Annotated in this window: 19 protein-coding genes; 9 read left to right on the top strand and 10 right to left on the bottom strand. The window is 70.9% G+C overall.

Annotated elements, in window-relative coordinates; all coding sequences use genetic code 11:
• The first annotated feature begins 3 nt into the window (after nt 1-3).
• Nucleotides 4-1,521 (top strand): FGGY-family carbohydrate kinase, encoded by a 1,518-nt coding sequence (locus tag ACX80I_RS09435; RefSeq protein ID WP_459344854.1) that lies wholly within the window; start codon nt 4-6, stop codon nt 1,519-1,521.
• Nucleotides 1,511-2,617, top strand: coding sequence for an aminopeptidase (locus tag ACX80I_RS09430; RefSeq protein WP_459344853.1), 1,107 nt, complete (start codon nt 1,511-1,513; stop codon nt 2,615-2,617). Before ACX80I_RS09435 ends, ACX80I_RS09430 begins: the two co-directional genes overlap by 11 nt.
• Before the next feature lie 11 nt (nt 2,618-2,628).
• Here the strand turns inward: ACX80I_RS09430 and ACX80I_RS09425 are convergent, their stop codons facing one another.
• The 3 genes from ACX80I_RS09425 to ACX80I_RS09415 all read right to left on the bottom strand — a co-directional run bounded on the left by ACX80I_RS09425 (nt 2,629) and on the right by ACX80I_RS09415 (nt 6,229).
• A complete protein-coding gene (locus tag ACX80I_RS09425; protein WP_459344852.1) occupies nt 2,629-2,949 on the bottom strand; it encodes a putative quinol monooxygenase in 321 nt (106 codons plus the stop codon).
• Nucleotides 2,950-3,042: 93 nt separating this feature from the next.
• Entirely contained in the window at nt 3,043-5,385 is a 2,343-nt protein-coding gene (locus ACX80I_RS09420; protein WP_459344851.1) for a YhgE/Pip domain-containing protein, read from the bottom strand.
• Nucleotides 5,386-5,389: 4 nt separating this feature from the next.
• Nucleotides 5,390-6,229, bottom strand: a complete 840-nt coding sequence (locus ACX80I_RS09415) for an ATP-binding cassette domain-containing protein (RefSeq protein WP_459344850.1) — start codon at nt 6,227-6,229, stop codon at nt 5,390-5,392.
• Between the two features lie 66 nt (nt 6,230-6,295).
• Between ACX80I_RS09415 and ACX80I_RS09410 the strand changes: the two genes are divergently transcribed.
• From ACX80I_RS09410 to ACX80I_RS09400, 3 genes are read left to right on the top strand one after another with little or no spacing between them, the layout of a single operon-like run.
• Complete coding sequence (locus ACX80I_RS09410) at nt 6,296-6,937, top strand: TetR/AcrR family transcriptional regulator (RefSeq protein ID WP_459344849.1); 642 nt, start codon at nt 6,296-6,298, stop codon at nt 6,935-6,937.
• 40 nt (nt 6,938-6,977) lie between these two features.
• The gene (locus ACX80I_RS09405) at nt 6,978-7,421 is read left to right on the top strand and encodes a YkvA family protein (protein ID WP_459344848.1); all 444 of its coding nucleotides are present in this window, start codon (nt 6,978-6,980) and stop codon (nt 7,419-7,421) included.
• Nucleotides 7,422-7,465: 44 nt separating this feature from the next.
• Nucleotides 7,466-8,494, top strand: a complete 1,029-nt coding sequence (locus ACX80I_RS09400; RefSeq protein ID WP_459344847.1) for an isopenicillin N synthase family dioxygenase — start codon at nt 7,466-7,468, stop codon at nt 8,492-8,494.
• A gap of 69 nt (nt 8,495-8,563) precedes the next feature.
• Here ACX80I_RS09400 and ACX80I_RS09395 read toward each other — a convergent pair whose 3' ends face one another.
• Genes ACX80I_RS09395 through ACX80I_RS09385 form a run of 3 tightly spaced genes read right to left on the bottom strand, consistent with a single transcriptional unit; the run spans nt 8,564 to nt 9,651 of the window.
• Nucleotides 8,564-8,833, bottom strand: a complete 270-nt coding sequence (locus ACX80I_RS09395; protein ID WP_459344846.1) for a DUF3253 domain-containing protein — start codon at nt 8,831-8,833, stop codon at nt 8,564-8,566.
• Nucleotides 8,826-9,182, bottom strand: coding sequence for a hypothetical protein (locus ACX80I_RS09390; protein WP_459344845.1), 357 nt, complete (start codon nt 9,180-9,182; stop codon nt 8,826-8,828). Before ACX80I_RS09390 ends, ACX80I_RS09395 begins: the two co-directional genes overlap by 8 nt.
• Before the next feature lie 10 nt (nt 9,183-9,192).
• A complete protein-coding gene (locus ACX80I_RS09385; protein WP_459344844.1) occupies nt 9,193-9,651 on the bottom strand; it encodes a DUF3817 domain-containing protein in 459 nt (152 codons plus the stop codon).
• 159 nt (nt 9,652-9,810) lie between these two features.
• Here ACX80I_RS09385 and ACX80I_RS09380 point away from each other — a divergent pair, with 159 nt between their 5' ends.
• Entirely contained in the window at nt 9,811-13,353 is a 3,543-nt protein-coding gene (locus ACX80I_RS09380; RefSeq protein WP_459344843.1) for a TM0106 family RecB-like putative nuclease, read from the top strand.
• A gap of 99 nt (nt 13,354-13,452) precedes the next feature.
• Here ACX80I_RS09380 and ACX80I_RS09375 read toward each other — a convergent pair whose 3' ends face one another.
• Entirely contained in the window at nt 13,453-13,656 is a 204-nt protein-coding gene (locus ACX80I_RS09375) for a cold-shock protein (protein WP_026533290.1), read from the bottom strand.
• A gap of 211 nt (nt 13,657-13,867) precedes the next feature.
• Nucleotides 13,868-14,857 carry an LLM class flavin-dependent oxidoreductase gene (locus ACX80I_RS09370; protein WP_459344842.1) on the bottom strand — a complete coding sequence of 330 codons (990 nt, stop codon included), beginning with the start codon at nt 14,855-14,857 and terminating at the stop codon, nt 13,868-13,870.
• Nucleotides 14,858-15,011: 154 nt separating this feature from the next.
• On the opposite strand from ACX80I_RS09370, the gene ACX80I_RS09365 reads away from it, so the two are divergent.
• Nucleotides 15,012-15,173 (top strand): hypothetical protein, encoded by a 162-nt coding sequence (locus ACX80I_RS09365; protein WP_459344841.1) that lies wholly within the window; start codon nt 15,012-15,014, stop codon nt 15,171-15,173.
• Between the two features lie 38 nt (nt 15,174-15,211).
• Here the strand turns inward: ACX80I_RS09365 and ACX80I_RS09360 are convergent, their stop codons facing one another.
• The gene (locus ACX80I_RS09360; RefSeq protein WP_459344840.1) at nt 15,212-15,763 is read right to left on the bottom strand and encodes a helix-turn-helix domain-containing protein; all 552 of its coding nucleotides are present in this window, start codon (nt 15,761-15,763) and stop codon (nt 15,212-15,214) included.
• Between the two features lie 80 nt (nt 15,764-15,843).
• On the opposite strand from ACX80I_RS09360, the gene ACX80I_RS09355 reads away from it, so the two are divergent.
• Nucleotides 15,844-17,034, top strand: a complete 1,191-nt coding sequence (locus ACX80I_RS09355) for a benzoate/H(+) symporter BenE family transporter (RefSeq protein ID WP_459344839.1) — start codon at nt 15,844-15,846, stop codon at nt 17,032-17,034.
• An 11-nt stretch (nt 17,035-17,045) separates the two neighbouring features.
• On the opposite strand, the gene ACX80I_RS09350 is transcribed toward ACX80I_RS09355, so the two are convergent.
• Nucleotides 17,046-18,347 carry a cation:proton antiporter gene (locus ACX80I_RS09350; protein ID WP_459344838.1) on the bottom strand — a complete coding sequence of 434 codons (1,302 nt, stop codon included), beginning with the start codon at nt 18,345-18,347 and terminating at the stop codon, nt 17,046-17,048.
• Between the two features lie 234 nt (nt 18,348-18,581).
• Here ACX80I_RS09350 and ACX80I_RS09345 point away from each other — a divergent pair, with 234 nt between their 5' ends.
• Complete coding sequence (locus ACX80I_RS09345; protein ID WP_459344837.1) at nt 18,582-21,878, top strand: DEAD/DEAH box helicase; 3,297 nt, start codon at nt 18,582-18,584, stop codon at nt 21,876-21,878.
• Nucleotides 21,879-21,882: the final 4 nt, after the last annotated feature.

The following is a 21,882-nucleotide window of genomic DNA, read 5'->3' as shown; positions in this document are numbered from 1 at the left end:
GCCGTGGAGCTGTTCGTCGGCATCGACGTCGGAACCTTCGAGACGAAGGGGGTGCTCGTCGACGTGGAGGGCGTCGTGCAGGCGCGCGCCCGACGCCGGCACGGGATCTCCACGCCCCGGCAGGGGCACGTGGAGCAGGACGCGGACCTGGTGTGGTGGTCGGACTTCGCCGCGGTGAGCTCGGAGCTGATGGCGTCGGACGCCGCCCGGGACGGGACCGTCACCGCCGTCGGCTGCAGCGCGATCGGGCCGTGCGTGCTGCCGCTCGATGCCGGCCTGCGCCCGCTGCGCCCGGGGATCCTGTACGGAATCGATACCAGGGCCTCCCGCGAGATCGGAGAGCTGGAGGAGGCCCTCGGCGTCGACGAGGTCTTCCGGCGGAGCGGCAATACGCTCACCAGCCAGTCCGCCGGACCGAAAGTCGCCTGGGTCCGGAACAACGAGCCGGAGATCGCGGCGGCCGCGCGCTGGTACGTCACGGCGCACGGCTACCTCGTGGCCCGGCTCACCGGCCGGGTGACGATGGATCACGGGACCGCGGGGTATTTCCATCCCTTCTACGACCTCGACAGCCAGTCCTGGGATGTCACGGGCTGCGAGAATGCCGTGCGCCGTGAGCAGTTGCCGGAGCTGGGCTGGGCCACGGACATCGCCGGGACCGTCACCGAGGAGGCGTCCGGGCTCACCGGTCTCCCGGTGGGGGCCACGGTCGTCTTCGGCGCCGTCGACGCTCCCGCGGAAGCGGTGAGCGCGACTGTGGTCGATCCGGGCGATCTCATGCTGATGTACGGCTCCTCGACCTACATGATCAAGGTGACCGAGGCGCCCCTGCGCGGGAAGGTGCTCTGGTCCGCCCCGTACGTCTTCCCCGGGACGTTCGTCCTGGCCGCCGGCACGTCCACGGCGGGGACCCTGACCCGGTGGGTGGCCGATGTCCTGGGACTGGACCTGTCCGTCAGCGACGACGAGCTCTTCGGTGGACTGCTGGCGCTCGCGGAGCAGTCACCTCCGGGAGCGCACGGCCTGCTGCTGCTTCCGCACTTCAGCGGGGAACGCACCCCCGTCCACGATCCGACGAGCCGGGGAGCCCTGATCGGTCTGTCGCTCGAGCACGGCCGCGCGGATATCGCCCGGGCAGTCCTGGAGGGGGTCGCCCACTCGGTCGCGCACGCTCTCTCCGCCTACGACGACGTCGGGGAGACCCCTGAGCGGGTCCTCGCGGTCGGCGGCGGGACGAAGAACCGGATCTTCACCCAGTCCGTCACGGACATCACGGGCTCCCCGCAGACCGTTGCGCTGACGGACGGCGCAGCCCTCGGCGATGCGGCGATCGCGGCCTTCGCCGTCGGCAGGCTCCCGCATCGGGACAGCATCAGGGACTGGGTCCGGCTCGGCGAGAGGATCGACGTCGAGCCGTCCAGTGCCGCGGTCCTCCGCAGTGACCACGCCGACTACCTGGAGCTGTACCGCTCCCTGTCGCCCCTGAACGCACGGAGGATGGAGAGACGCCATGACCGCTGATCACCGGTGGGCCCTGCTCGCAGCGCAGGTCGCCGGCGGCACCGGCGTGAGGAATGGCAGCAGGGTCTCGGTCTTCATGACGGATCCGCAGGTCATGCCCGCGGTGGAAGCCTTCGTCGAGGAGTGCTACCGCCTGGGTGCCTGTCCGCAGGTCCTGGCGACCGACGAACGATTCGACCGGATCGCCGTCGCGCACGCCCCGGTGGAGATGCTGTCCGCGCCCGCTCCCCTGGAGCTGGCGTCGATGCACTGGGCGGACGTCCACGTGTCCTTCCGGGGCATGGTCGCTCCGACGGGCGACGACGTCGACGAGGTGCGGCTCGCCGCCCAGCGCCGGGGGAAGGGCCTTGTGTCCACTGCCCGGTGGGAGGAGACCGCGTGGTGCCTGGTGCGGGTCCCGACGCCGGAGTGGGCCGAGCTGATCGGCGTCGGGTACGTCGGTCTGCTGGACGAGTTCTTCGCCGGCTGTCTGGCGCCCTGGTCCGACCTCCGCGCGCGCTGGGACACGCTGTGTGCTGCCCTCGAGCAGGAGGACACCGTCCGCGTCGTCACAGGGGACACCGACCTCACCTTCCGGACCGGTGGACGGACCTGGATCAGCTTCGCGGGCGAGGCGAACCTGCCGGACGGGGAGATCGCCACGGCTCCCCTCGACGACGGGGTCGACGGTCACATCCGCTTCCCCGGCACCTTCTGGTTCGCCGGTACTCCCATCACCGAGCTGGAGCTGCGGTTCGAGGGCGGTACCGTCGTGGAAGCGTCCGCGGGCCGGGGCGAGGGGTTCGTGCACGAGCTGCTCGGCACCGATGCGGGTTCACGGCGCGTGGGGGAACTGGGCATCGGGACCAACCCCGGCATGACGACCGCCACGGGCGACCTGCTGATCGACGAGAAGATCCTGGGCACGATGCACCTGGCGCTGGGACGGGCCTATCCGGACTGCGGCGGCATCAACCAGTCGTCGCTGCACTGGGACATCGTCAAGGACCTGCGGAAGCCCGGGTCCTTCCTGTCCGCCGGAGATCACGCGCTCATCGCGGACGGGGAGGTGACGGGCCTGCTCGCGGAGCACACCCGTCCGGCACCCCCGCCCTGAGCGACGCGACCCTAGTCGACCGTCAGCTCCCCCATGCGGCCCCAGCCCTCGGCAGCGATGCGCTCGCTGATGATCTCCGGCGTCTCCACGAGTGCCTGCGGCATGTCCTCCATGGCCTGGGAGAAGTGGGCGCTGTTGACGTGGGCTTCCGCGGCGTCGTCCTGGAACGCCTCGACGAGCACGAACCGGTTGGGGTCCTCGACGCTGCGGGACCAGTCGAACCAGAGGTTCCCCGGTTCCTGGCGGGTGGCCTCCGTGAAGTCCCGCGTCAGATCGATCCAGCGGTCGCTCCACTCGGGCTTCACGTTGAACTTGACGACGATGAAGATCATGGGATGGTGCCTTCCTGGTGGACGTACTGTGCTTGGGTACCGTTCCAACCTATAAGTTCCTGCGCGTGCGCGCTTCCCGCCTGCGGGGAGTTGTCAGAGCGCGAGGCTGGGGTGCAGCTTCCCGAGGGACCACGAGCGGTGCCGGTGCGCCGCGACGACGGACAGGCCCGCCGCGAGCACGAAGAAGACCAGCAGCTGAGCCGCCGAGAGCCAGACGACACCGAGGTCTCCGCCGGCGATGAGGTGGCGCAGGCCGACGACGGCGTGCGTCATGGGCAGCAGCGGGCTCAGGAACTGGAAGAAGCCGGGCGCCGTCGCCACGGGGTAGGTGCCTCCCGCGGACGTGAGCTGCAGCATCAGCAGCACCAGCGCGACCAGCCTGCCGACGCCGCCGAGCAGGGCGACGAGTGCCTGATGGATGGCGGTGAAGACCAGCGCCGTGAGGATCGTGAAGGCCAGCAGGCCCATCGGGTGGGGCGTGGTCAACCCGACGCCTGCCACCAGGACCCCGAGGAGCACCAGTGCCTGCAGCACCGCGAACAGCGCGCCCTGCAGGTAGCCGGCGGCCGACACCCGCCAGGAAGCGGCCGTCGAGGCCAGTGCGCGCGGCGACAGTGCCCGGAGCACGATGTAGGTCACGATACCGCCGACCCAGAGGGCCAGCGGGATGAAGTAGGGCGCCATGCCCTCGCCGTACGCGTCGACGGCATTCGCGTGCGTCCGCTCGACGGCGACCGGTGACGCCCCCACGCCGCTCAGCTCCGTGCGCTGGGCGTCGGAGTAGTCCGGCACCTGCCCTGCGCCCTGCTCGAGCTGCTGTGCAAGGTCCCGCGAGCCGCTGGACAGGGTCCCGAGGCCGTCCTCGAGCCGGGTGGCGCCGTCGTACGCCTGCCCGGAACCGTCGGCGAGGGCTGCCGCTCCCCCGGCCACCTGCTCCGCACCGCTGCTGAGCGTGGACGCTCCTGCGGCGAGGCGGCCGGCGCCGTCGGAGGCGGAGACGATGCCGTCACGCAGCGCCGGGGCGCTTGCAGCGAGGGTACCGGTCCCCGACTGGAGCTGCTCGAGCCCGTCGGCGAGGCCCGCCGCGCCCTGTGCCACCTGTCCGGCACCCGCTGCGGCACCGTCCGCGCCGGTCGCGAGCTCGGAGGCGCCGGTGGCGAGGCGGCCTGCGCCGTCGGCCGCGGCGCCCGCTCCGGCGGCCGCAGTTCCGGCACCGGTGGCGAGGTCCGTGGCGGAGGCAGCGAGGGTCCCCGTGCCGGTGGCCACCTGCTCGCTCCCCGCAGCCGCGGCATCCGCGCCGGACGCGAGCTGCTGGAGTGCGGCGATCCGTTCGGCGTCGGTCAGTGCACCGTAGTTCGCGGTGAGCTGTGCGAGGCCGTCGGACACGGCACGCGAGCCTGTGGCCGCCTGCCCTGCACCGGCAGAGAGCTGCGTCGCTCCCGCGGAGAGGGCCGCTGCCCCGTCCCCGACCTGGGCGACGCCGTCGGCGACGCTGCGCGTGCCGTCCGCGAGGGCCGTCGCCGAACCGGACAGCGAGCCGGCCCCGTCGGCGACCGACCGCGTTCCCGCCGCTGCCTGTGCGGCTCCGTCGCGCACCGCTGCTCCTCCCGTGACTGCCGCTGCGGCACCCTCCGCGAGCTGCTGCGACTGCGGGACAAGGTCCGTCGTCGCCGCCTCGAGCTGGGCCAGCCCGGCGGCGAGGTCGGAGGCTCCTCCCGAGAGGTCCGCCGCTCCGCCGGCGACCTGCGCGCTGCCGGAGGACAGCTGGACGCTGCCGTCCACGAGGCTGCCGAGCCCGACGACGAGCGAGCCCGACCCTTCATCGGCACTCCGTGCGCCGTCGGCGATCCTGCCGGCACCCTCGCCGGCTTCGGTGAGCTCGCCGTGCAGGGAGGAGAAGCCCAGGTAGATGCTGTCGAGGTAGTCCTCGGTGGCGCCGGACTGCACCTGGCGCTGGAGGGTGGCGGCCACGGTGTTGCCGACCTGGCCGACGATGTAGCTGTCGGCGTCGTTCGTGGTGATGTCGAGCGTCGCCTGCGCCGGGGTGTCGCCACCGACGGAGGCGAGCCTGGCCGAGAACCCCGACGGGATCTCGAGTGTGGCGGCGTAGGTCCCGTCATCGAGGCCCTCCTGCGCGTCCTCCCTGCTGGCCTCGACCCAGGTGAACCCGGCGCCGTCCGAGGAGGTGAGGGTACCGGTGAGGTCCGCGCCCGCCGAGATGGTGGTTTCGGTGCCGTCGGGGCCGGCAGCCGTCGCGGGCTGGTCCTCGTTCACGACGGCGGCCGTCAGGTGGTCGAGGTTGCCCGTCGGGTTCCAGTTGGCCGCGAGGTAGAGCCCGCCGTACAGCGCGGGGATGATGGCGATCACCACCAGTGCGGCCCTGGACAGGAGGGAGATGCGGAAGCGGGAGAGTTCCGTGCGGAGCAGGGAGAACACGGTTTTACCTGGTTTCTGGATCTGGGGTCGGGGCGGAGACTGGGGCGCCCAGGGTGTGGACGGTGGCGGGACGCACGGGCAGGGCACCGAGACGGCCCGGGTCGAGGACGTCGTCGAGCTCCTGCCAGTCCTGGCAGGTGGCGACGACGGTCAGCGGCCCCCCGTCGCCGCGCCGGGTGCGTTCGAGGGTGAGCAGTGCGGCCCAGGCGGCACGGCGCTCGTCGGCGGTGCGGAGCTGGTCGACGTCGTCCACCACGAGGACGTCGGGACCCGACACGAGGGCGAGGACGAGGCTGAGCGTGAAGCGCGCCACAGGTGAGGCGTCGCGCACCAGTTCACCCCGGTGGAGGCGCGCCTGCGCCAGTGGCCCCGACGGTGCGTTCCCGCCGACCACGTCCTCGAGGGCGGCGAGCAGGTCGTTGGCGGCGGTGATGGTGCGGTCCACCCGCTCGCGGGTGGCCGACCGCCTCCACCACGGGCCCGCCAGCCCGAGCGCCTCGGCCACGTGGTGCCGCACCGTGAGGTTCTCGTCGAGCGGCACCACCGTGGCGTTGCCCGTGAAGCCCACGCGGCGGCGCACCTCACCGGCGTGCCGTGGCAGTGCGAGGCCGAGGACCGAGAACCGCCCCGCGGAGACGGAGAACCGTCCGGCGAGCGCCAGGGCCAGGGCGGTCCTGCCGGTCCCGGATGCTCCCGCGAGCACGGTGAGCGACCCGGCCGGGACGTCGAAGCTGACGTCCTCGAAGATCGTCCTCCTCCCCGTCCGTAGTGCCAGGCCCTCGACGACGATGGCAGGAGCGCCGCCCGCCTGGGCGTCGGGGTTAGGGAGCAGGGAGGTGACCATGGCGATCCTCAATTTCGATACTCGGAGTATTCAATACCAATGGTATCGTAACTGTGGGAGGACGACATGACAGCACGTACGACAACCGACAGCACGACGGCGGGAAGGCCACGCCGCCGCCCACGGCGCGAGGACGTCCGCGCGGGGCTGCTCGTCGCGGCGCTCGAGGTCTTCGAGGAGATCGGCTACGTCGCCGCCCGGCTGGACACGATCGCCGAACGGGCCGGGTACACGAAGGGCGCCGTCTACTCGAACTTCGGCTCCAAGCAGGAACTCTTCGCCACCCTGCTGGGCGAACGGCTCGCCGACACCGCCGCGGACGTCCTCAGCCAGGTGGATCACCTGACCTCGCTCGACGAGACCGTCCTGCACACCGCGCGCTACCTCGCCCGGGGTGTCCTGCGCGACCAGCGCTGGCATGCGCTCGTCGTCGAGTTCGCCCTCCAGGCGGGCCGGGACCCCGAGGTGGGTGCCGTGTTCCGCGAGCACCGGCGCACCCGGCGCTCGCTGCTGGCCGCGACGCTGGCCGAGCGGGCGGCGGCCTTCGGCGCGCCGTCGGACCCGGAGCACTACACCGTCTTCGCCACCATCCTGCTGGCGACGGTGAACGGCATGGCCATCGAGTGCGCCGCCGATCCCGGCGCCGTCACCGAGGAACAGGTGACCGAGAGCATCGCGGCCGTCCTGCGCGCCGCCCTGGCCACCTAGCAGTAGGGTGTTCACGGACCATGGCGGGAAGGGGTACGGAGTGGACTGGCACGTGCTGCTGGAGGCCGGCGTCGCGATCCTCGCGGCCTACGGGCTCTTCCTCCTCTTCCTGGGCCTCTACGCCAGGCGGCACCCGGAGATCCTGTCGCTGACCGACGTGCTGCGTCTCGGACCGGACCTCCTGCGGCTCATCCGCCGGCTCGCCGCGGACCGGACGGTCCCGGGGCGTGCCCGGTTCCTGCTCGGCGCCCTCGTGGTGTATCTTCTGCTGCCGATCGACCTCGTCCCGGATTTCCTGCCCGTCATCGGCTACGCGGACGACATCGTGCTGGTCGCCGTCGTCCTGCGCGCCGTCGTCCGGAGCGCCGGACCGGGAGCGCTGGAGCGGCACTGGCCGGGATCCGAGGGAGGCCTCCGCCTCGTGCGCGGGCTGGCGGGCGTGGGCGGTCCGGAGACCGGTGGGCCCGGCCGCAATACTGCGTAACGAAAAGTCATGAAGCGTCTTTGAACGGGCGTAATCTCCTCCGCATGGAGCATTCCACGGGATCGATCCCCACCCTTGACCTCAGTACCGCACGTTCCGCCGATGGTTCCTTCAACCCCGGCTTCATCGAGGAACTGCGCAACGCCGCGCACACCGTCGGCTTCTTCCACGTCGTCAACTACGGCGCCGCGCCCACCCAGGTGGACGACCTCTTCGATGTCACGCGCCGCTTCTTCGACCTCCCGCTCGAGGAGCGGCTGAAGATCCACAACCGCACCTCGCCCCACTTCCGCGGCTACGCGGGACTGGGGACCGAGATCACGCGCGGCAGGCCCGACGCCCGGGAGCAGATCGATTTCTCCCCCGAGCGTGAACCGCTCAGCGATTACCCCGCCGACGAGCCGTACTGGCTGCTCCAGGGGCCAAACCTGTGGCCGCGGGAGACCCTTCCCGAACTCGAGGAGCAGGCGATGGCCTGGGCCGGGCTGATGTCCCGGGTCGGCGCCGAACTGCTCTCGGCCATCGCCGTCGCCCTCCACCTCCCCGAGGACTACTTCGCCGAGCCGTTCGAGAGGACGCCCGCCTGGATGGCGAAGCTCGTCCACTACGTCGGAGGCGTCGTGGAGGGAGCCGGATCCCAGGGAGTGGGCGCCCACGCCGACTACGGCTTCGTGACCCTCCTGCTGCAGGACGAGGTGGGCGGCCTCGAGGTCCTCCCCCACAGCGCGAGCGAGTGGGTCCCGGTCACACCGATACCCGGGGCACTCGTCGTGAACCTCGGCGAGATGCTCGAGGTGGCCACCGAGGGCTACCTTGCCGCCACCATCCACCGCGTCACCGCGCCCCCGGCGGGCGTCGACCGCTACGCCGTCCCGTTCTTCTGGTCACCGCGCCTCGACGCCGTGATCGCGCCGGTGCCGCTCACGGAGGACCTGAAGGCCGCGGCCCGCGGCATCACGGACGATCCGGAGAACCCGATGCTGTCCACCTACGGGTCGAACGTCCTGAAGGGCCGCGTCCGCGCCCACCCCGACGTCACCGAACTCCACCACCCCGAGCTCGCCAAAAAGTAGACGCGGGGACGACGACGGCGGCACCCACCGGGTGCCGCCGTCGTCGTGATGTCCGGGATTCCCCGCACCTCAGGACCGGTCGGGGCCGTCCACCCAACGGATGCGGATGGGGCCCCGCGCCTCCGCCTCCACGCGCTCCCCGTGCTGCGTGACGTCCACGCGCCCCTCGCCGGCGAGCTCGAAGGCGATCCGCCGCGCCGCGGGCATCAGCTCCCGCCAGGTGTTGCCGCCGATGCTGCGGGCCGCGTCCGAGGGGCACAACGTCTTCTCACTCCCCCGGTGCTCGGCGATCCGCAGGATCTCCGCGCGCAGGGCCTCGTCGGAGGGATGGTCAGTCATCCCCGGACCGCTTCCGGTCGGTACCGCCGGGCCGCTGCGGGTGCAGCGCGTCGAGTTCCTTCAGTGCGGCGGCCCAGCGGGCCGTCCGTTCGGCCTCGGACTGCTCCCACCAGGGAGTCCCCCGTTCGCCGAGCCCTTCCTTGGCCAGCTGGACGGTACGTCGTGCGCGGGGAAGCGCTCCGCCGTCGTCGCCCCTGGCGCTGTTGCGGACACCCGATCGGCCGCGACCCAGGTGGGACATCAGCCGCGCCTTGATGTCCTCGGGCAGCGACGGATCGGCCCTGCGCCAGCGGCGTCCGCCGGAGAGGAAGTACCGCTCGTCGTCAGTGGTGCCGTCTGGCTCGGTCATGGTGCGCCCGTCAGCTCGAGGATCCGGGAGGCCCGACGATCAGCAGCACGGTGAAGACCACCGAGATGCCGGCGACGGCGACCAGCAGTGCGGCGAGCGGGCTCCGCAGCACCCAGGCCTGGAGGTTCTCGAGGGGGTTCCGGGGTGCCTCGGCGCCGGGGGCGAGGCGCCAGGCCCGCGCGAGCCGCCCGTGGCGTTCGAGCCATCGCTCGTAGGGGACGGTGGCGAAGGGGAGGACCGCCGACGCGAGCCCCAGCAGGCCCGTCGCCACGGACCAGCGCTGGTTGATCCAGACGAACACCGTCGTGACCACGAAGCACAGGAACACGAATCCATGCACCGCTCCCGCCGGCGGCACGAGCGCCTCGGTGGTGCGAGCGACGTACTTGAAGAACATGCCGAGCAGCAGGAAGGCCCAGGTCACCGCCTCCGCGACGGCGACGGTGCGGAATAGCGTGCGGGGGTTCATGGGGGTTGCTCCTGGTCGGTGGTCGGTACTGCCAATTCTTCCATCCCCCGGGGTCGGCACCGCTCCGCCCCGTCCTGCTGTGGGCCGGGTCACACGGCCGTCGGTGGGACATGATGGACTGTAAGAGTCCTGGCAGCACGACGGAAGGGTCCGCAGCACATGTTCCTGCTCGACGGTGGCCCCAAGGCGTCCGGCCCCGATCTCGTGTTCTCCGCGACCGACCTCGTCCTGGCCTCCGAATGCGGGTACCGGCTCCTGCGCGTCCTCGACGAGAAGCTGGGACGGGCCGAGCGTGCCGAGTTCGCCGCGAACGAGATGCTGCAGCGTGCGGCCGCCCTCGGCGACCTGCACGAGCGCAGGGTGCTGGACGAGCTGGTGGCCGAGCACGGACTCTGGTCGCCGGGCAACCCCACGGGCGTGTACGACGTCGAACCAGCCGCGGTGATGGACCGCGGCGTCCTGGCGGACAAGCACGAGGAATCGATCCGCGCGCTGCGCTCGGGAGCATCCGTGGTGTTCCAGGCGGCGTTCTTCGACGGCACGTTCCACGGCCGCTCCGACTTCCTCGTCCGCCAGGGGGACGGCTCCTACGCCGTCTGGGACACGAAGCTGGCGCGCCACGCGAAGGTCGGCGCCCTGCTCCAGCTCGCCGCCTACGGCGATCAGCTGCAGGCGGCCGGCATCCCGACCTCGCCGGACGTGACGCTCGTGCTCGGCGACCGTACGCGCAGCGTCCACAGCCTCTCCGACCTCCTGCCGGTGTTCCGCGAACGCCGCGCACGCTTCCTCGACCTCGTGCACAGCCACCGGAACCAGCCGGACCCCGTGGCCTGGGAGACGGCGGACCTCGCCGCCTGTGGCCGCTGCGACTACTGCGGGGAGCAGGTCGAGGCGACGCGCGACCTGCTGCTCGTCGCCTCGATGACCGGGGAGCGCAGGGCGAGGCTGCGCCGCGAGGGCATCGCGACGATCGAGCAGCTCGCCGCCATGGCACCGCGCCCGGAGGATGCATCCCTCACCCGGCTGCAGGAGCAGGCGCGCCTGCAGCTCGGCACTGCGGAGGTCGACGGTGGCGTCACCTACCGCGACGCCGGAGGCCGGGAGCACACCGTCTCCTACCGCGTCCTCCCCGGCCACGCCCTGGCGTCGCTCCCCGCCCCGAGCAAGGGGGACATCTTCTTCGACTTCGAGGGCGATCCGCTGTGGCAGGACCCCGCGGATGGGAGCTGGGGCATCGAGTACCTGTTCGGCGTCGTCGAACAGCCGGCCGACGACGCGGCGGAGCCGACCTTCCGTCCGTTCTGGGCGCACAGCAGGGCCGAGGAACGCAGTGCCTTCGCCCACTTCCTGGACTACGTGGCGCAGCGCCGCCGGCAGTATCCGGACCTGCACGTCTACCACTACGCGGCCTACGAGAAGAGCGCGCTGCGCCGCCTGTCCCTCGTCCACGTCATCGGCGAGGACGCCGTGGACACGCTGCTGCGGGACGGTGTGCTCATGGACCTCTACGAGACCGTGCGCTCCAGTCTCCGCATCTCCGAACGCTCCTACAGCCTCAAGAAGCTCGAGCCCCTCTACATGGACGGCGACCTCCGCTCGGGCGATGTCACGGATGCCGGCGCCTCCGTCGTCGCCTATGCCGCCTACTGCACCGCTCGTGACGCCGGTGAGCAGGCCGCTGCGGCGGAGATCCTGGCCGGGATCAGCGACTACAACCGGTACGACTGCGTCTCGACGCTCCGGCTCCGGGACTGGCTGCTCGGCCTCCGGGTACGCCACGCGGGGCCAGACCCGGTGGACCGGGATGGTCCGGCCGCCGAGGAGCGGATCGCCTACGGGCCCGCCCCCGAGGAGGCGCGGCTGCTGGACCACCTCGCGCGGCTGTCGCCCGAGGAGGCGAAGCACCCCGACCAGCAGGCCGTCGCCCTCGTCGCGGCGGCGGTGGGCTACCACCGGCGGGAGAGGAAGCAGTTCTGGTGGTCGCACTTCGACCGCCTGGCGGCTCCCGCCTCCGAGTGGGAGGAGTCCCGCGATGTGATGGTCTTCCGCACGCTGGAGGTCGTCGAGGACTGGGCCCGGCCGACGTCCCGGTCCAACCCCGTGCGGACGCTGAAGGTCACAGCCCGGCTACAGCCCGGCGCGGACTTCCGTGAGGGCTCCTCCTACTTCGCCATCTACGACTCCCCCGTGCCCGCCGGCGCCGACGTCGCGGACAGCAGCGGCACCGGGCGCGGCGGGTGGTTCGGGGTCGAGGTGACGGAGCTGTCGGAGGACGGCGACGGCGTCACAGCGGTCCTCCGGGAGAAGCTGAAGCGCGGTGCAGAGCCTCGTCCCGTCGTGCCCGTGGCCCTCTCCCCGGACCAGCCCCTCCTGACGAAGTCCCTGCAGGAGGCACTGGTGGCGCTTGCGGACCGTGTCGGCCGGGCGCTGCCCGGGATCCCCGCGGGTCCTGCACTCGACCTGCTGCGGCGCATACCGCCACGCCTCTCGAGCGGCGTCCTGCCCGCCGTCCCGCCGGGGAGCAACGGCTATGCGGAGGCGATCACCGCGGCACTGCGGTTGCTCTCCGACTCGTACCTCGCGGTGCAGGGACCGCCCGGCACGGGCAAGACGCACGTCGGCGCCGACGTCGTCGAACGACTGGTGCGGAGCGGCTGGAAGGTCGGCGTCGTCGCCCAGTCCCATGCCGTGGTCGAGAACCTGCTGTGCCGCGCGATGGAAGCGGGGGTTCCCGCACAGCTGGTGGCCAAACGGACCGAGGACCCCACCACGCCCTGGAACCAGCGGTCCGACGACGACGTCGCCCGCCTTCTCGGCACGGCGGGCGGGTGCCTCATCGGCGGCACGGCCTGGACGATGACCGGCAGCAAGGTCCCGGCGGGCTCGCTCGACCTGCTGGTCATCGACGAGGCGGGTCAGTTCTCACTCGCCAACACGATGGCCGTGGCGCAGGCCGCCTCCCGGCTCCTGCTCCTCGGGGATCCACAACAGCTTCCGCAGGTGACCCAGGGGACCCACCCCGAACCGGTCGATGCCTCGGCGCTCGGCTGGCTCTCCGCCGGCCACTCGACCCTTCCGGCGGAGTTCGGTTACTTCCTGGCGGACACCTGGCGGATGCACCCGGACCTGTGCCGGGCGGTGTCCGCCTTCGCCTACGACGGACGCCTCACCACGGCTCCGGCCGCCCGGGGCCGCCACCTGGAGAGGTCCGGACCCGGCGTCGAATGCGTGTCCGTGGAGCATTCCGGCAATGCCACGTCCTCACCCGAGGAGGCCGAGGAGGTGGTCGCTCAGGTGCGGCGGCACCTCGGTCTTCCCTGGACCCCGGACGCGCGCGCCACGCCCCGCCCCCTCGCGCAGACCGACATCCTCGTGGTGGCCGCCTACAACGCACAGGTGCAGCTCGTGCGGAAGGCACTGGCCGCCGCGGGGTACGGGGACGTCCGGGTGGGAACGGTGGACCGGTTCCAGGGCCAGCAGGCCGCCGTCGTGATCGTCACCATGGCGGCATCCTCGGCTGCGGAGGCACCGAGGGGCATCGGGTTCCTGCTCAACCGCAATCGCATCAATGTGGCCGTCTCACGCGGTCAATGGCGGGCCGTCCTCATCCGCTCGCCCCGGCTGACCCACCACCTGCCGTCGACGCCGGCAGCCCTCGAGGAGCTCGGCGCCTTCATCGGACTCTGCGCCGGCGTCTCCTGACGGGCGACCCCGTCCGCTGCCCGGCGAGTTAAACGAAGAAGCAGGACGGACCGGAGTCCATCCTGCTTCTTCGAAAAGATCTAGTTGAAGATCCGAGCCTTAGAGGGGCTGGATGTTCGACGCCTGGGGACCCTTGGGGCCCTGCTCGGTGTCGAAGCTGACCTTCTGGTTCTCGTCGAGCGAGCGGTAGCCGCTCGCGTTGATCGCGGAGAAGTGTGCGAACACGTCTGCGCTTCCGTCGTCGGGAGCAATGAATCCAAAGCCCTTTTCAGCGTTGAACCACTTCACGGTACCTGTTGCCATTTTTTGTTCATCCTTCTGAAATTCAGACGCGCTCCGACTTTCGGAACGCCCCAGTCGCGGCGTGCTTGTCCGCTTTTTCAGAGACGCGGCCTATCCCGCGAGGGCTAAACCGCGCGAAATTCAAATGCGCAACACTACAACTAGGTCCTACTTAACCAAACGTTGGAGGGTGATGGCAAGCAGAAGTGCGAGGTTCTTTTTTTCGTGGCCCTCAGGCGCCGACGCGAAGCATGGCGTCGGCCACCAGCTCGAAGGAGCGCAGCCACGCCTCCGTGCTGCCCGCCTGCGTCGCGATGATGAGTTCGTCCGCCCCGGTCTGGGCGGCGAATCGGTCCAGGTAGTCCTGCACGACGTCGGCCGTTCCCACCGCGCTGTAGCGGGCCATGTCGGCCATCTGCTGGCCGCCCGGAGAGGCGAGGATGGCTTCGGACTCCTCGCGCGTGAAGGTCTGGCCGCGCCCGAGGAGGAGGCTCACGCGACGCAGCATCGCCTCGTGGAACTCGTGGTGCGCATCGTTCGCGCTGTCCGCCGCGATCACGTTGACCCCGGCGATGAAGTGCGGCCTGTCGGCCTGCTCGGAGGGCTTGAACTCCCGGCGGTAGATCGCGGCGGCATCCTGCAGGGCCTGCGGCGCGAAGTGGGAGGCGAAGGCGAAGGGCAGGCCGAGGGCAGCGGCGAGCCGCGCGCCGAAAAGCGAGGACCCGAGGATGTACAGCGGGACGTTGGTGCCCTTGCCGGGGGTGGCCTGGACGCCGGGAACCCTCGTCTCCCCCGTGAGGTAGCCCTGCAGTTCGAGGACGTCCTGCGGGAAGCTGTCCGCGGACGCGGGATCGCGGCGCAGCGCGCGGGCCGTGACCTGGTCGCTCCCCGGGGCGCGGCCGAGCCCGAGGTCGATGCGTCCGGGGTGCAGGCTCTCGAGGGTGCCGAACTGCTCCGCGATCGTCAGCGGTGAGTGGTTGGGCAGCATGACGCCGCCGGAACCGAGCCGGATGCTCGAGGTGTGGGCGGCGATGTGGGCGATCAGGACGCTCGTGGCCGAGGAGGCGATGCTGCCCATGTTGTGGTGCTCCGCGTACCAGATACGGCGGTAGCCCCACGTCTCGGCGTGCTGCGCGAGCGACACGCTGGACGCGAACGTCTCCGCCGGAGTGGAACCCTCGGCGACCTGCGCCAGATCCAGGATGGACAGGGGGACAGTCATGGATGCACCTCTCGATTTCCAGAACCACGACGGCAGTCGTGGGCCTGTTGAGGGAACGGTTGCCTCGGCGCATCTATTTCCTGCAGGGCCCGGGCCCTGCAGGGCAGTGGCCGATATCACGCCGCGGCAGGCCGCGCTCTGCGAGACTGGGAGCATGCCGAATCCCGACCTGCCGACCTCCGAGACGGCGCTCCGCGAGCGCCAGGACTCCCTCGTCCGGGCACTCGCCGTGGAACAGAACACCGCGCGCCTGCAGTCCCTCAGCGACGAACTGGAAGCCGTGCAGCGGCGCCTGGAGCAGGTCCGCAACGGCTGAGGGGACGCGGGCGTCCGATCGGCCCTACCTGACCCTGCTCAGGCCGGCCCCCTCGGAGTCTCGATGACGAGGACTCCTTCGGCTCCCTCCGCGGACCCGTAGCAGTGCACCGTGTCGCCGGACCACGACCGCGACCCGCCTGCGTCGACCGGCCGCTCGGCGCCCCGGGGCCCCACCTGCGCACTCCCCCGCACCAGCCGCAGATGCTCGGTGGTGCCCGGGGCATGCGGTGGCGAGGTCCTCGTGCCGCCGGCGGCGATGGTGAGCCAGAAGATCTCCGTGGTCCCGCCGTCGTCGTGCAGGCGGACCGACAGGAGCCGGGCGTCCACCACGCCGTCGGACACGCTGCGGCCCGTCTCGTCCCCCACGAGGCCGGTCAGTGGAACTCCCAGCGGACCCGCCAGCGCGTACAGGGTCTCGAGGGTCGCATTGCGGGTGCCGGCCTCGAGTTCGGACAGCGTGCCCTTGCCGATCCCTGCCCGGGCGGCCAGGCTGCTGAGTGAGAGCCCTTTCTCCTGTCGCAGCGCCGTGATGCGCCGGGCGACGGCGGTTCGGAGCGATCCGGTCCGGTCGGGCTTGTCCTCGGGCATCCCCGCATCCTACGCTTGCCGTTCCATATACAGAACACTTCGATCGACTGGGCGCTCGGCGTTCCGAACAGGAGACCCCGGTGCACACGAGTACCGCCGTCCGGCCCGGCCTGCACGAACCCGTCCTCGCCGGGGTCGTCACGGCCCTCGTCGGCTTCACGTCGTCCTTCGCCGTCGTCCTCGCGGGACTGCGGGCCACCGGCGCCACGCCGGAGCAGGCTGCTTCGGGGTTGCTCGCCCTGACGGCCGTCGTGGGCGTCGGGATCGTCCTGCTGTCGCTGCGGTACCGCCTCCCGGTCACCCTGTCCTGGTCCACGCCCGGAGCCGCCCTCCTGGCCGGCGCGAGCATCCCGGCGGGAGGCTGGCCGGCAGCGGTGGGCGCGTTCCTCGTCACGGGCGTCCTGATCGCCCTGACCGGCGCGGTGCCCTGGCTCGGCCGCCTCGTCGCCCGGATCCCGCAGCACCTCGCCCAGGCCATGCTCGCAGGCGTGCTGCTGCCGCTCTGCCTGGCCCCTTTCCAGTCCCTGGGCTCCATCCCGCTGCTGGTGTTCCCGGTGATCGCCGTCTGGCTCGCTGCCTCCGCGCTCGTGCCGAAGTGGGCCGTTCCGCTCGCCCTCGCCGCCGCCCTGGCGGTGATCGGCGTCCAGCTCACCCTCCACGGGACCGTCATCGACCCCTCCTCCCTGGCACCGACGCTCACCGTCACCCTGCCGGCCCTGGATCCGGCCGCCGTCGTCGGCATAGCCCTGCCCCTCTACGTGGTGACCATGGCGTCGCAGAACCTCCCCGGCGTCGCCGTCCTCGCGTCCTTCGGCTACCGGGCACCCTGGCGGCCGGCGCTCGCCGTGACGGGACTCGGCACCGCCGTCGTCGCGCCCTTCGGCGGGCACGCGGTCAACCTCGCGGCCCTGTCCGCGGCGCTGTCCGCCGGGGAAGGCGCAGGCGAGGACCGGGACCGCCGCTGGATCGCGGCCCTGACGGCCGGGCTCTCCTACCTGGTGCTCGCCGGCGTCTCGGGTGCCCTCGTCGTCGTCGTGGGCGCCGCCCCGGCAGGGCTCGTGGAGGCCGTGGCCGGCCTGGCGCTCATCGGCACCATGGCGACGGCGGTGACGGCATCCTTTCAGGATGCGAGGGGCCGGATGAGCGGCGCCGTGACGTTCCTGCTGGCGGCGTCGGGCCTGTCCGTCCTCGGGATCGGAGGGGCGTTCTGGGCACTCGTCGGCGGGCTGCTGGTCCGGGCGGCCCTGGAACGGAAGGCTCCGCTCGGCTGACGCGGGTGCGGCTAGACGGGGGTGTTCGGCGCCTGCGCCTCATCGCCCTGCGCGCGCGCCTTGCGCTGGCGGGCGCGGTCCAGGGCGTTGATGACGGGCGCGGCAGTGATGCCGTGGACCACGATCGACAGGACGATGACGAGTCCGCCGACCCGCCACAGTGCCGTCTCGTCCGCCGCGAACTCGCCCTTCGACAGCGCGTAGCTGAGGTAGTAGATGGAGCCGATCCCGCGCACCCCGAAGAAGGCGAGCACGGTGCGTTCCCTGGGGCCGGTCTTGCCACGCGCGAGGCTCAGCCAGGCGGTGAGCGGGCGGACCAGCAGGATGAACGCGACGGCGACCACCACCTCCAGGGGTCGCAGGCCCTCGAACAGCCCCCGGGCGACGGCGCCGCCGAGCAGGACGAGCACGACGACGGTCAGGAGCCGCTCCAGCTGCTCGATGTAGCTGTGCAGCACTCCGTGGTAGCCATGGGTCTGTTCGCCGGCCCGGATGGTGACGGCGCAGACGAAGACCGCGATGAAACCGTAGCCCTCCACGGCTTCGGTCAGTCCGTACGTCAGGAACGTCGCGGCCAGCGCCACGAAACCCTCGGAGTAGTTCGCGAGGCGGACGCTCTTGATCGGCGTCCGGAAGAAAATACGGCCCAGCAGCCTGCCGATGCCGAACCCGAAGGCACAGCCGATGATCATCCGCCACAGCACGTCGAGCAGGATCCATTCCGGGAACCAGGCGGACGGCGCCAGCCCGACAGTGCTCATCAGGATGGCGAGGTAGACGAAGGGGAAGGCCAGCCCGTCGTTGAGGCCGGCCTCGGACGTCAGCCCGAAGCGCACCTCGTCCTCGGCACCGAGGTCCTCCTCCGACTCCGACGGCTCACCGACCTGCACCTCGGAGGCGAGGACGGGATCGGTCGGCGCCAGAGCCGCAGCCACCAGCAGGGCGGAGGCCAGGCCGAGCCCGAGCAGCCACAGCCCCATCAGGGTCAGGAGGAGGATGCACAGGGGCATCGCGATGCCGAGGAGGCGCCACGTGGTGGACCAGCTGCGCCAGCCCACCCTGCGGTCCAGGGCGAGCCCGGCTCCCATGAGCGAGATGATCACGCACACCTCGCTGAGGTGGAGCGCCACGTCGCTGTACTTCAGCGGGTCGGGATCGGGCAGGTCACGCGCGAAACCGAAGACCAGGATGCCCGCGGCGAGGAACACCATGGGCATCGAGACCGGCGCGCGCATGAGCAGCCGTGGCAGGAGCGCGGCGGCGAACACGGCGAGCCCCGCCGCCGCATAGATGATGCTGGGTACCTCGAACACGCACGACCTCTTCCGTTTCCGCCGACCCCGGCGTTTGTCAGCCCCCTTACCAACAGTAGGGCAGGCATTCCGACCCATCATCCGGTTGCACCGTCAGGGCGCATGGTCCAGGACCCGCATCCGGGCGGGCGGCGGCAGCCGGCCGCAGCATCCGGGCGCGCGGTGGCGGGCAGCTGCGCGCGAAAGCGGACTCCTGTGGCCCGGGGCGTCACCCTCGCGTGAGAGCATGGAATTATGCCCAATTCCAGCCACCCCATGGTCGATGTCACCGACATCATCCGGATCGTGGGCGGGGCTGCGTTCCAGCGCGGACAGACCTACGCCAAGGACGGCGCCGTCAGCTCCCTCGCGTGGGATGCGGAGTCCAAGATCCTGACCGGAAAGGTCCGCGGCACCGCACCCTCCGACTACCGGACCAAACTCCGCCTCGGGGTGAAGGGCGACGGCCGCTTCCGCCCGCTGGAGAACTTCTGCAGCTGCCCCGTCGGCGCGGACTGCAAGCACGTCGCCGCCACGGCCCTGCAGAGCAACACCGAGAACCTCCTCGCGCAGCACGAGCGCGAACTGGGCGCACGGCCCGCGCCGCGTCCGTCGGCTCCGGAAGGCTGGCAGGCCTCCCTCCTCGAGCTCCTCGACGCCGACGGCTCCGACGAGAGCCCGGCGGCGGCGCTGACGCCCCTCGGGCTCCAGTTCGAGCTGCGGACCCCCGAAGTGGCCGTCCAGCGGTGGGGGTCGGCAGCCCAGCGCCAGGGGCAGCGAACGCTCAATACGCGCCTCGGGGTGCGGCCGGTCAGCCAGAACGGCAAGGGCAAGTGGATCAAGAACAACCTGTCCTGGGGCAGCATCAGCTACCAGACGTACGGGCTGAAGCTCGACCCCGACCAGCACCGCTGGTTCTCCCAGTTCCCGGCGCTGCACCGCGGGACGGGCGTCAACTACTTCGGCAACAACGACTCCTGGCTGTACCTCGACGACTTCAGCAACCCGCTCCTGTGGCAGCTGCTGGATGAGGCGCAGCGCCTCGGGATCGCCTTCGTGGGGTCCAAGAAATCGGTGACGATCGAGCTCGCCGCCCGCGCCACCTTGAAACTCGACGCGACGGAGACGGAGGACGGCTCACTCCAGCTCTGCCCGGCCCTCGACGTCGACGGCCGGCCCCACCCCTCGGAGACCGCCCACGTCATCAGCACCCACGGCATCTACACCGTGGCCCTCGATGACACCATCACGCTCGCGCCGACCTCGCGGAGGCTCACGCCCAAGGACATCGAGCTCCTGCAGCGCGGCCGCGCCGTCGTCGTCCCCGAGGAGGAGAAGTCCCTCTTCCTGCAGGAGTACTACCCCAAGCTGCGGCAGTCCATCTCCGTGGAGAGCAGCGACGGCACCGTCGAGCTCCCCGAGATCCAGCCCCCGGTCCTCGTCCTGACGACGGCCTACGGCGCCGACGGGTCCGTGACCCTCGACTGGCACTTCGACTACCCCCTGGGCGACGCCGTGCAGCGCAGGCCGTTCCGCCGGGGTGGTCCGGGCAGCGACGACGGCTACCGCGACACCGACGCGGAGGACGCGCTCGCCGCTGCTGTCCGCCAGGTCCTCGGGGCCCTGCCCCTGAAGTCCCAGAAGCTCGAGGACATGCAGGCCGTGGAGTTCGCCGAGGACGTGCTGCCGAGACTCCTGGAGCTCGACGGCGTGAGCGTGGACGTCGTCGGCGAGAAGCCGGACTACCGGGAGCTGACGGAGACACCCACGCTGCGCATCAGCACCGTCGAGACGGACAACCGCGACTGGTTCGACCTCGGCGTCATGGTGACGGTGAGCGGGCGCACCATCCCCTTCGACTCGATCTTCCGTGCGCTGGCACAGGGCCGGACGAAACTGAAGCTCGTCGACAACAGCTACCTGTCCCTCGAGCAGCCCGTCTTCGACCAGCTCCGCGAACTCATCGAGGAGGCCCGCGCGCTGAGCGAGTGGGACCCCGAGTCCGGCCTGCAGATCAGCCGCTACCAGGCGGGCTTGTGGGCGGACTTCGAGGACCTCGCCGAGGAGACGGAGCAGGCGCAGTCCTGGCGTGACGCCGTGAGCGGTCTGCTCGAACTCCAGGACGTCGAAGCCACTCCTGCACCCGCGGGCCTCGTCGCGGAGATGCGGCCCTACCAGGCGGAGGGCTTCAGCTGGCTCGCCTTCCTGTGGCGGCACCAGCTCGGCGGAGTGCTCGCCGACGACATGGGCCTCGGCAAGACCCTGCAGGCCCTCGCGCTCATGGCCTACGCGAAGGAGAGCACGGGGCTCGACGCTCCGTTCCTCGTCGTCGCGCCCACCTCCGTGGTGCCCAACTGGTCCAAGGAGGCGCACCGCTTCGTGCCCGGCCTCAAGGTCGCCGCGATCAGTGACACGCAGGGCGCCTCCGGCGTCCCGATCCGCGAGCAGGTGGGCGACGCCGACGTCGTCATCACCTCCTACACCCTGTTCCGGCTCGACTTCTCCGCCTACCAAGACCTCTCGTGGTCCGGGCTCGTGCTCGACGAGGCCCAGTTCGTCAAGAACAGGGCGTCCAAGGTGCACCAGGCGGCGAAGGACTTCGACGCGCCCTTCAAACTCGCCATCACCGGAACGCCCATGGAGAACAACCTCATGGAGCTGTGGTCCCTGTTCAACATCGTGGCGCCGGGCTTGTTCCCCTCCGCCCGGAAGTTCACGGAGGACTACCGGACGCCGATCGAGAAGATCGGCGACAACCGGCCGCTGGTGCGGCTGCGCAAGCGCATCCGGCCGCTGATGATGCGCCGCACCAAGGAGGCCGTCGCGTCCGACCTCCCGCCGAAGCAGGAACAGGTCCTCGAGGTGGAGCTCCATCCCGAGCACAGGCGCATCTACGAGACGTACCTGCAGCGCGAGCGGCAGAAGCTCCTCGGCCTGATCGAGGACATGAACCGCAACCGGATGATCGTCTTCCGGTCCCTGACCCTGCTGCGCATGCTCAGTCTCGATGCCTCGCTCGTCGATCCCGAGCACGAGGGCGTCCCGTCCGCCAAGCTCGAGGTCCTGTTCGAGAACCTCGAGGACGTCCTCGCCGAGGGACACCGCGCGCTCGTCTTCAGCCAATTCACGTCCTACCTCAAGAAGGCCGCCGAGCAGCTCGACGCCCGGGGCATCGAGTATGCGTACCTCGACGGCTCCACCCGCAGCCGGGGCGAGGTCATCGACTCCTTCAAGGACGGCAAGGCCCCCGTGTTCCTCATCAGCCTCAAGGCCGGCGGTTTCGGCCTCAACCTCACCGAGGCGGACTACTGCTTCCTCCTCGACCCCTGGTGGAACCCGGCCTCGGAGGCGCAGGCCGTGGACCGCACCCACCGCATCGGGCAGACGAAGAACGTCATGGTCTACCGCATGGTGTCCACGGGGACCATCGAGGAGAAGGTCATGAAGCTCAAGGAGCAGAAGGCCAAGCTGTTCACCTCGGTCATGGACGACGACGCCGTCTTCAGCTCCGCGCTCACCGCCGAGGACATCCGGGGCCTGCTGGAGGCGTAGCGCG

This window comes from Arthrobacter rhamnosi (assembly GCF_054510855.1).
The sequence above is the reverse complement of the archived record's forward strand: the minus strand, read 5'-3'. Positions and strand labels throughout refer to the sequence as shown.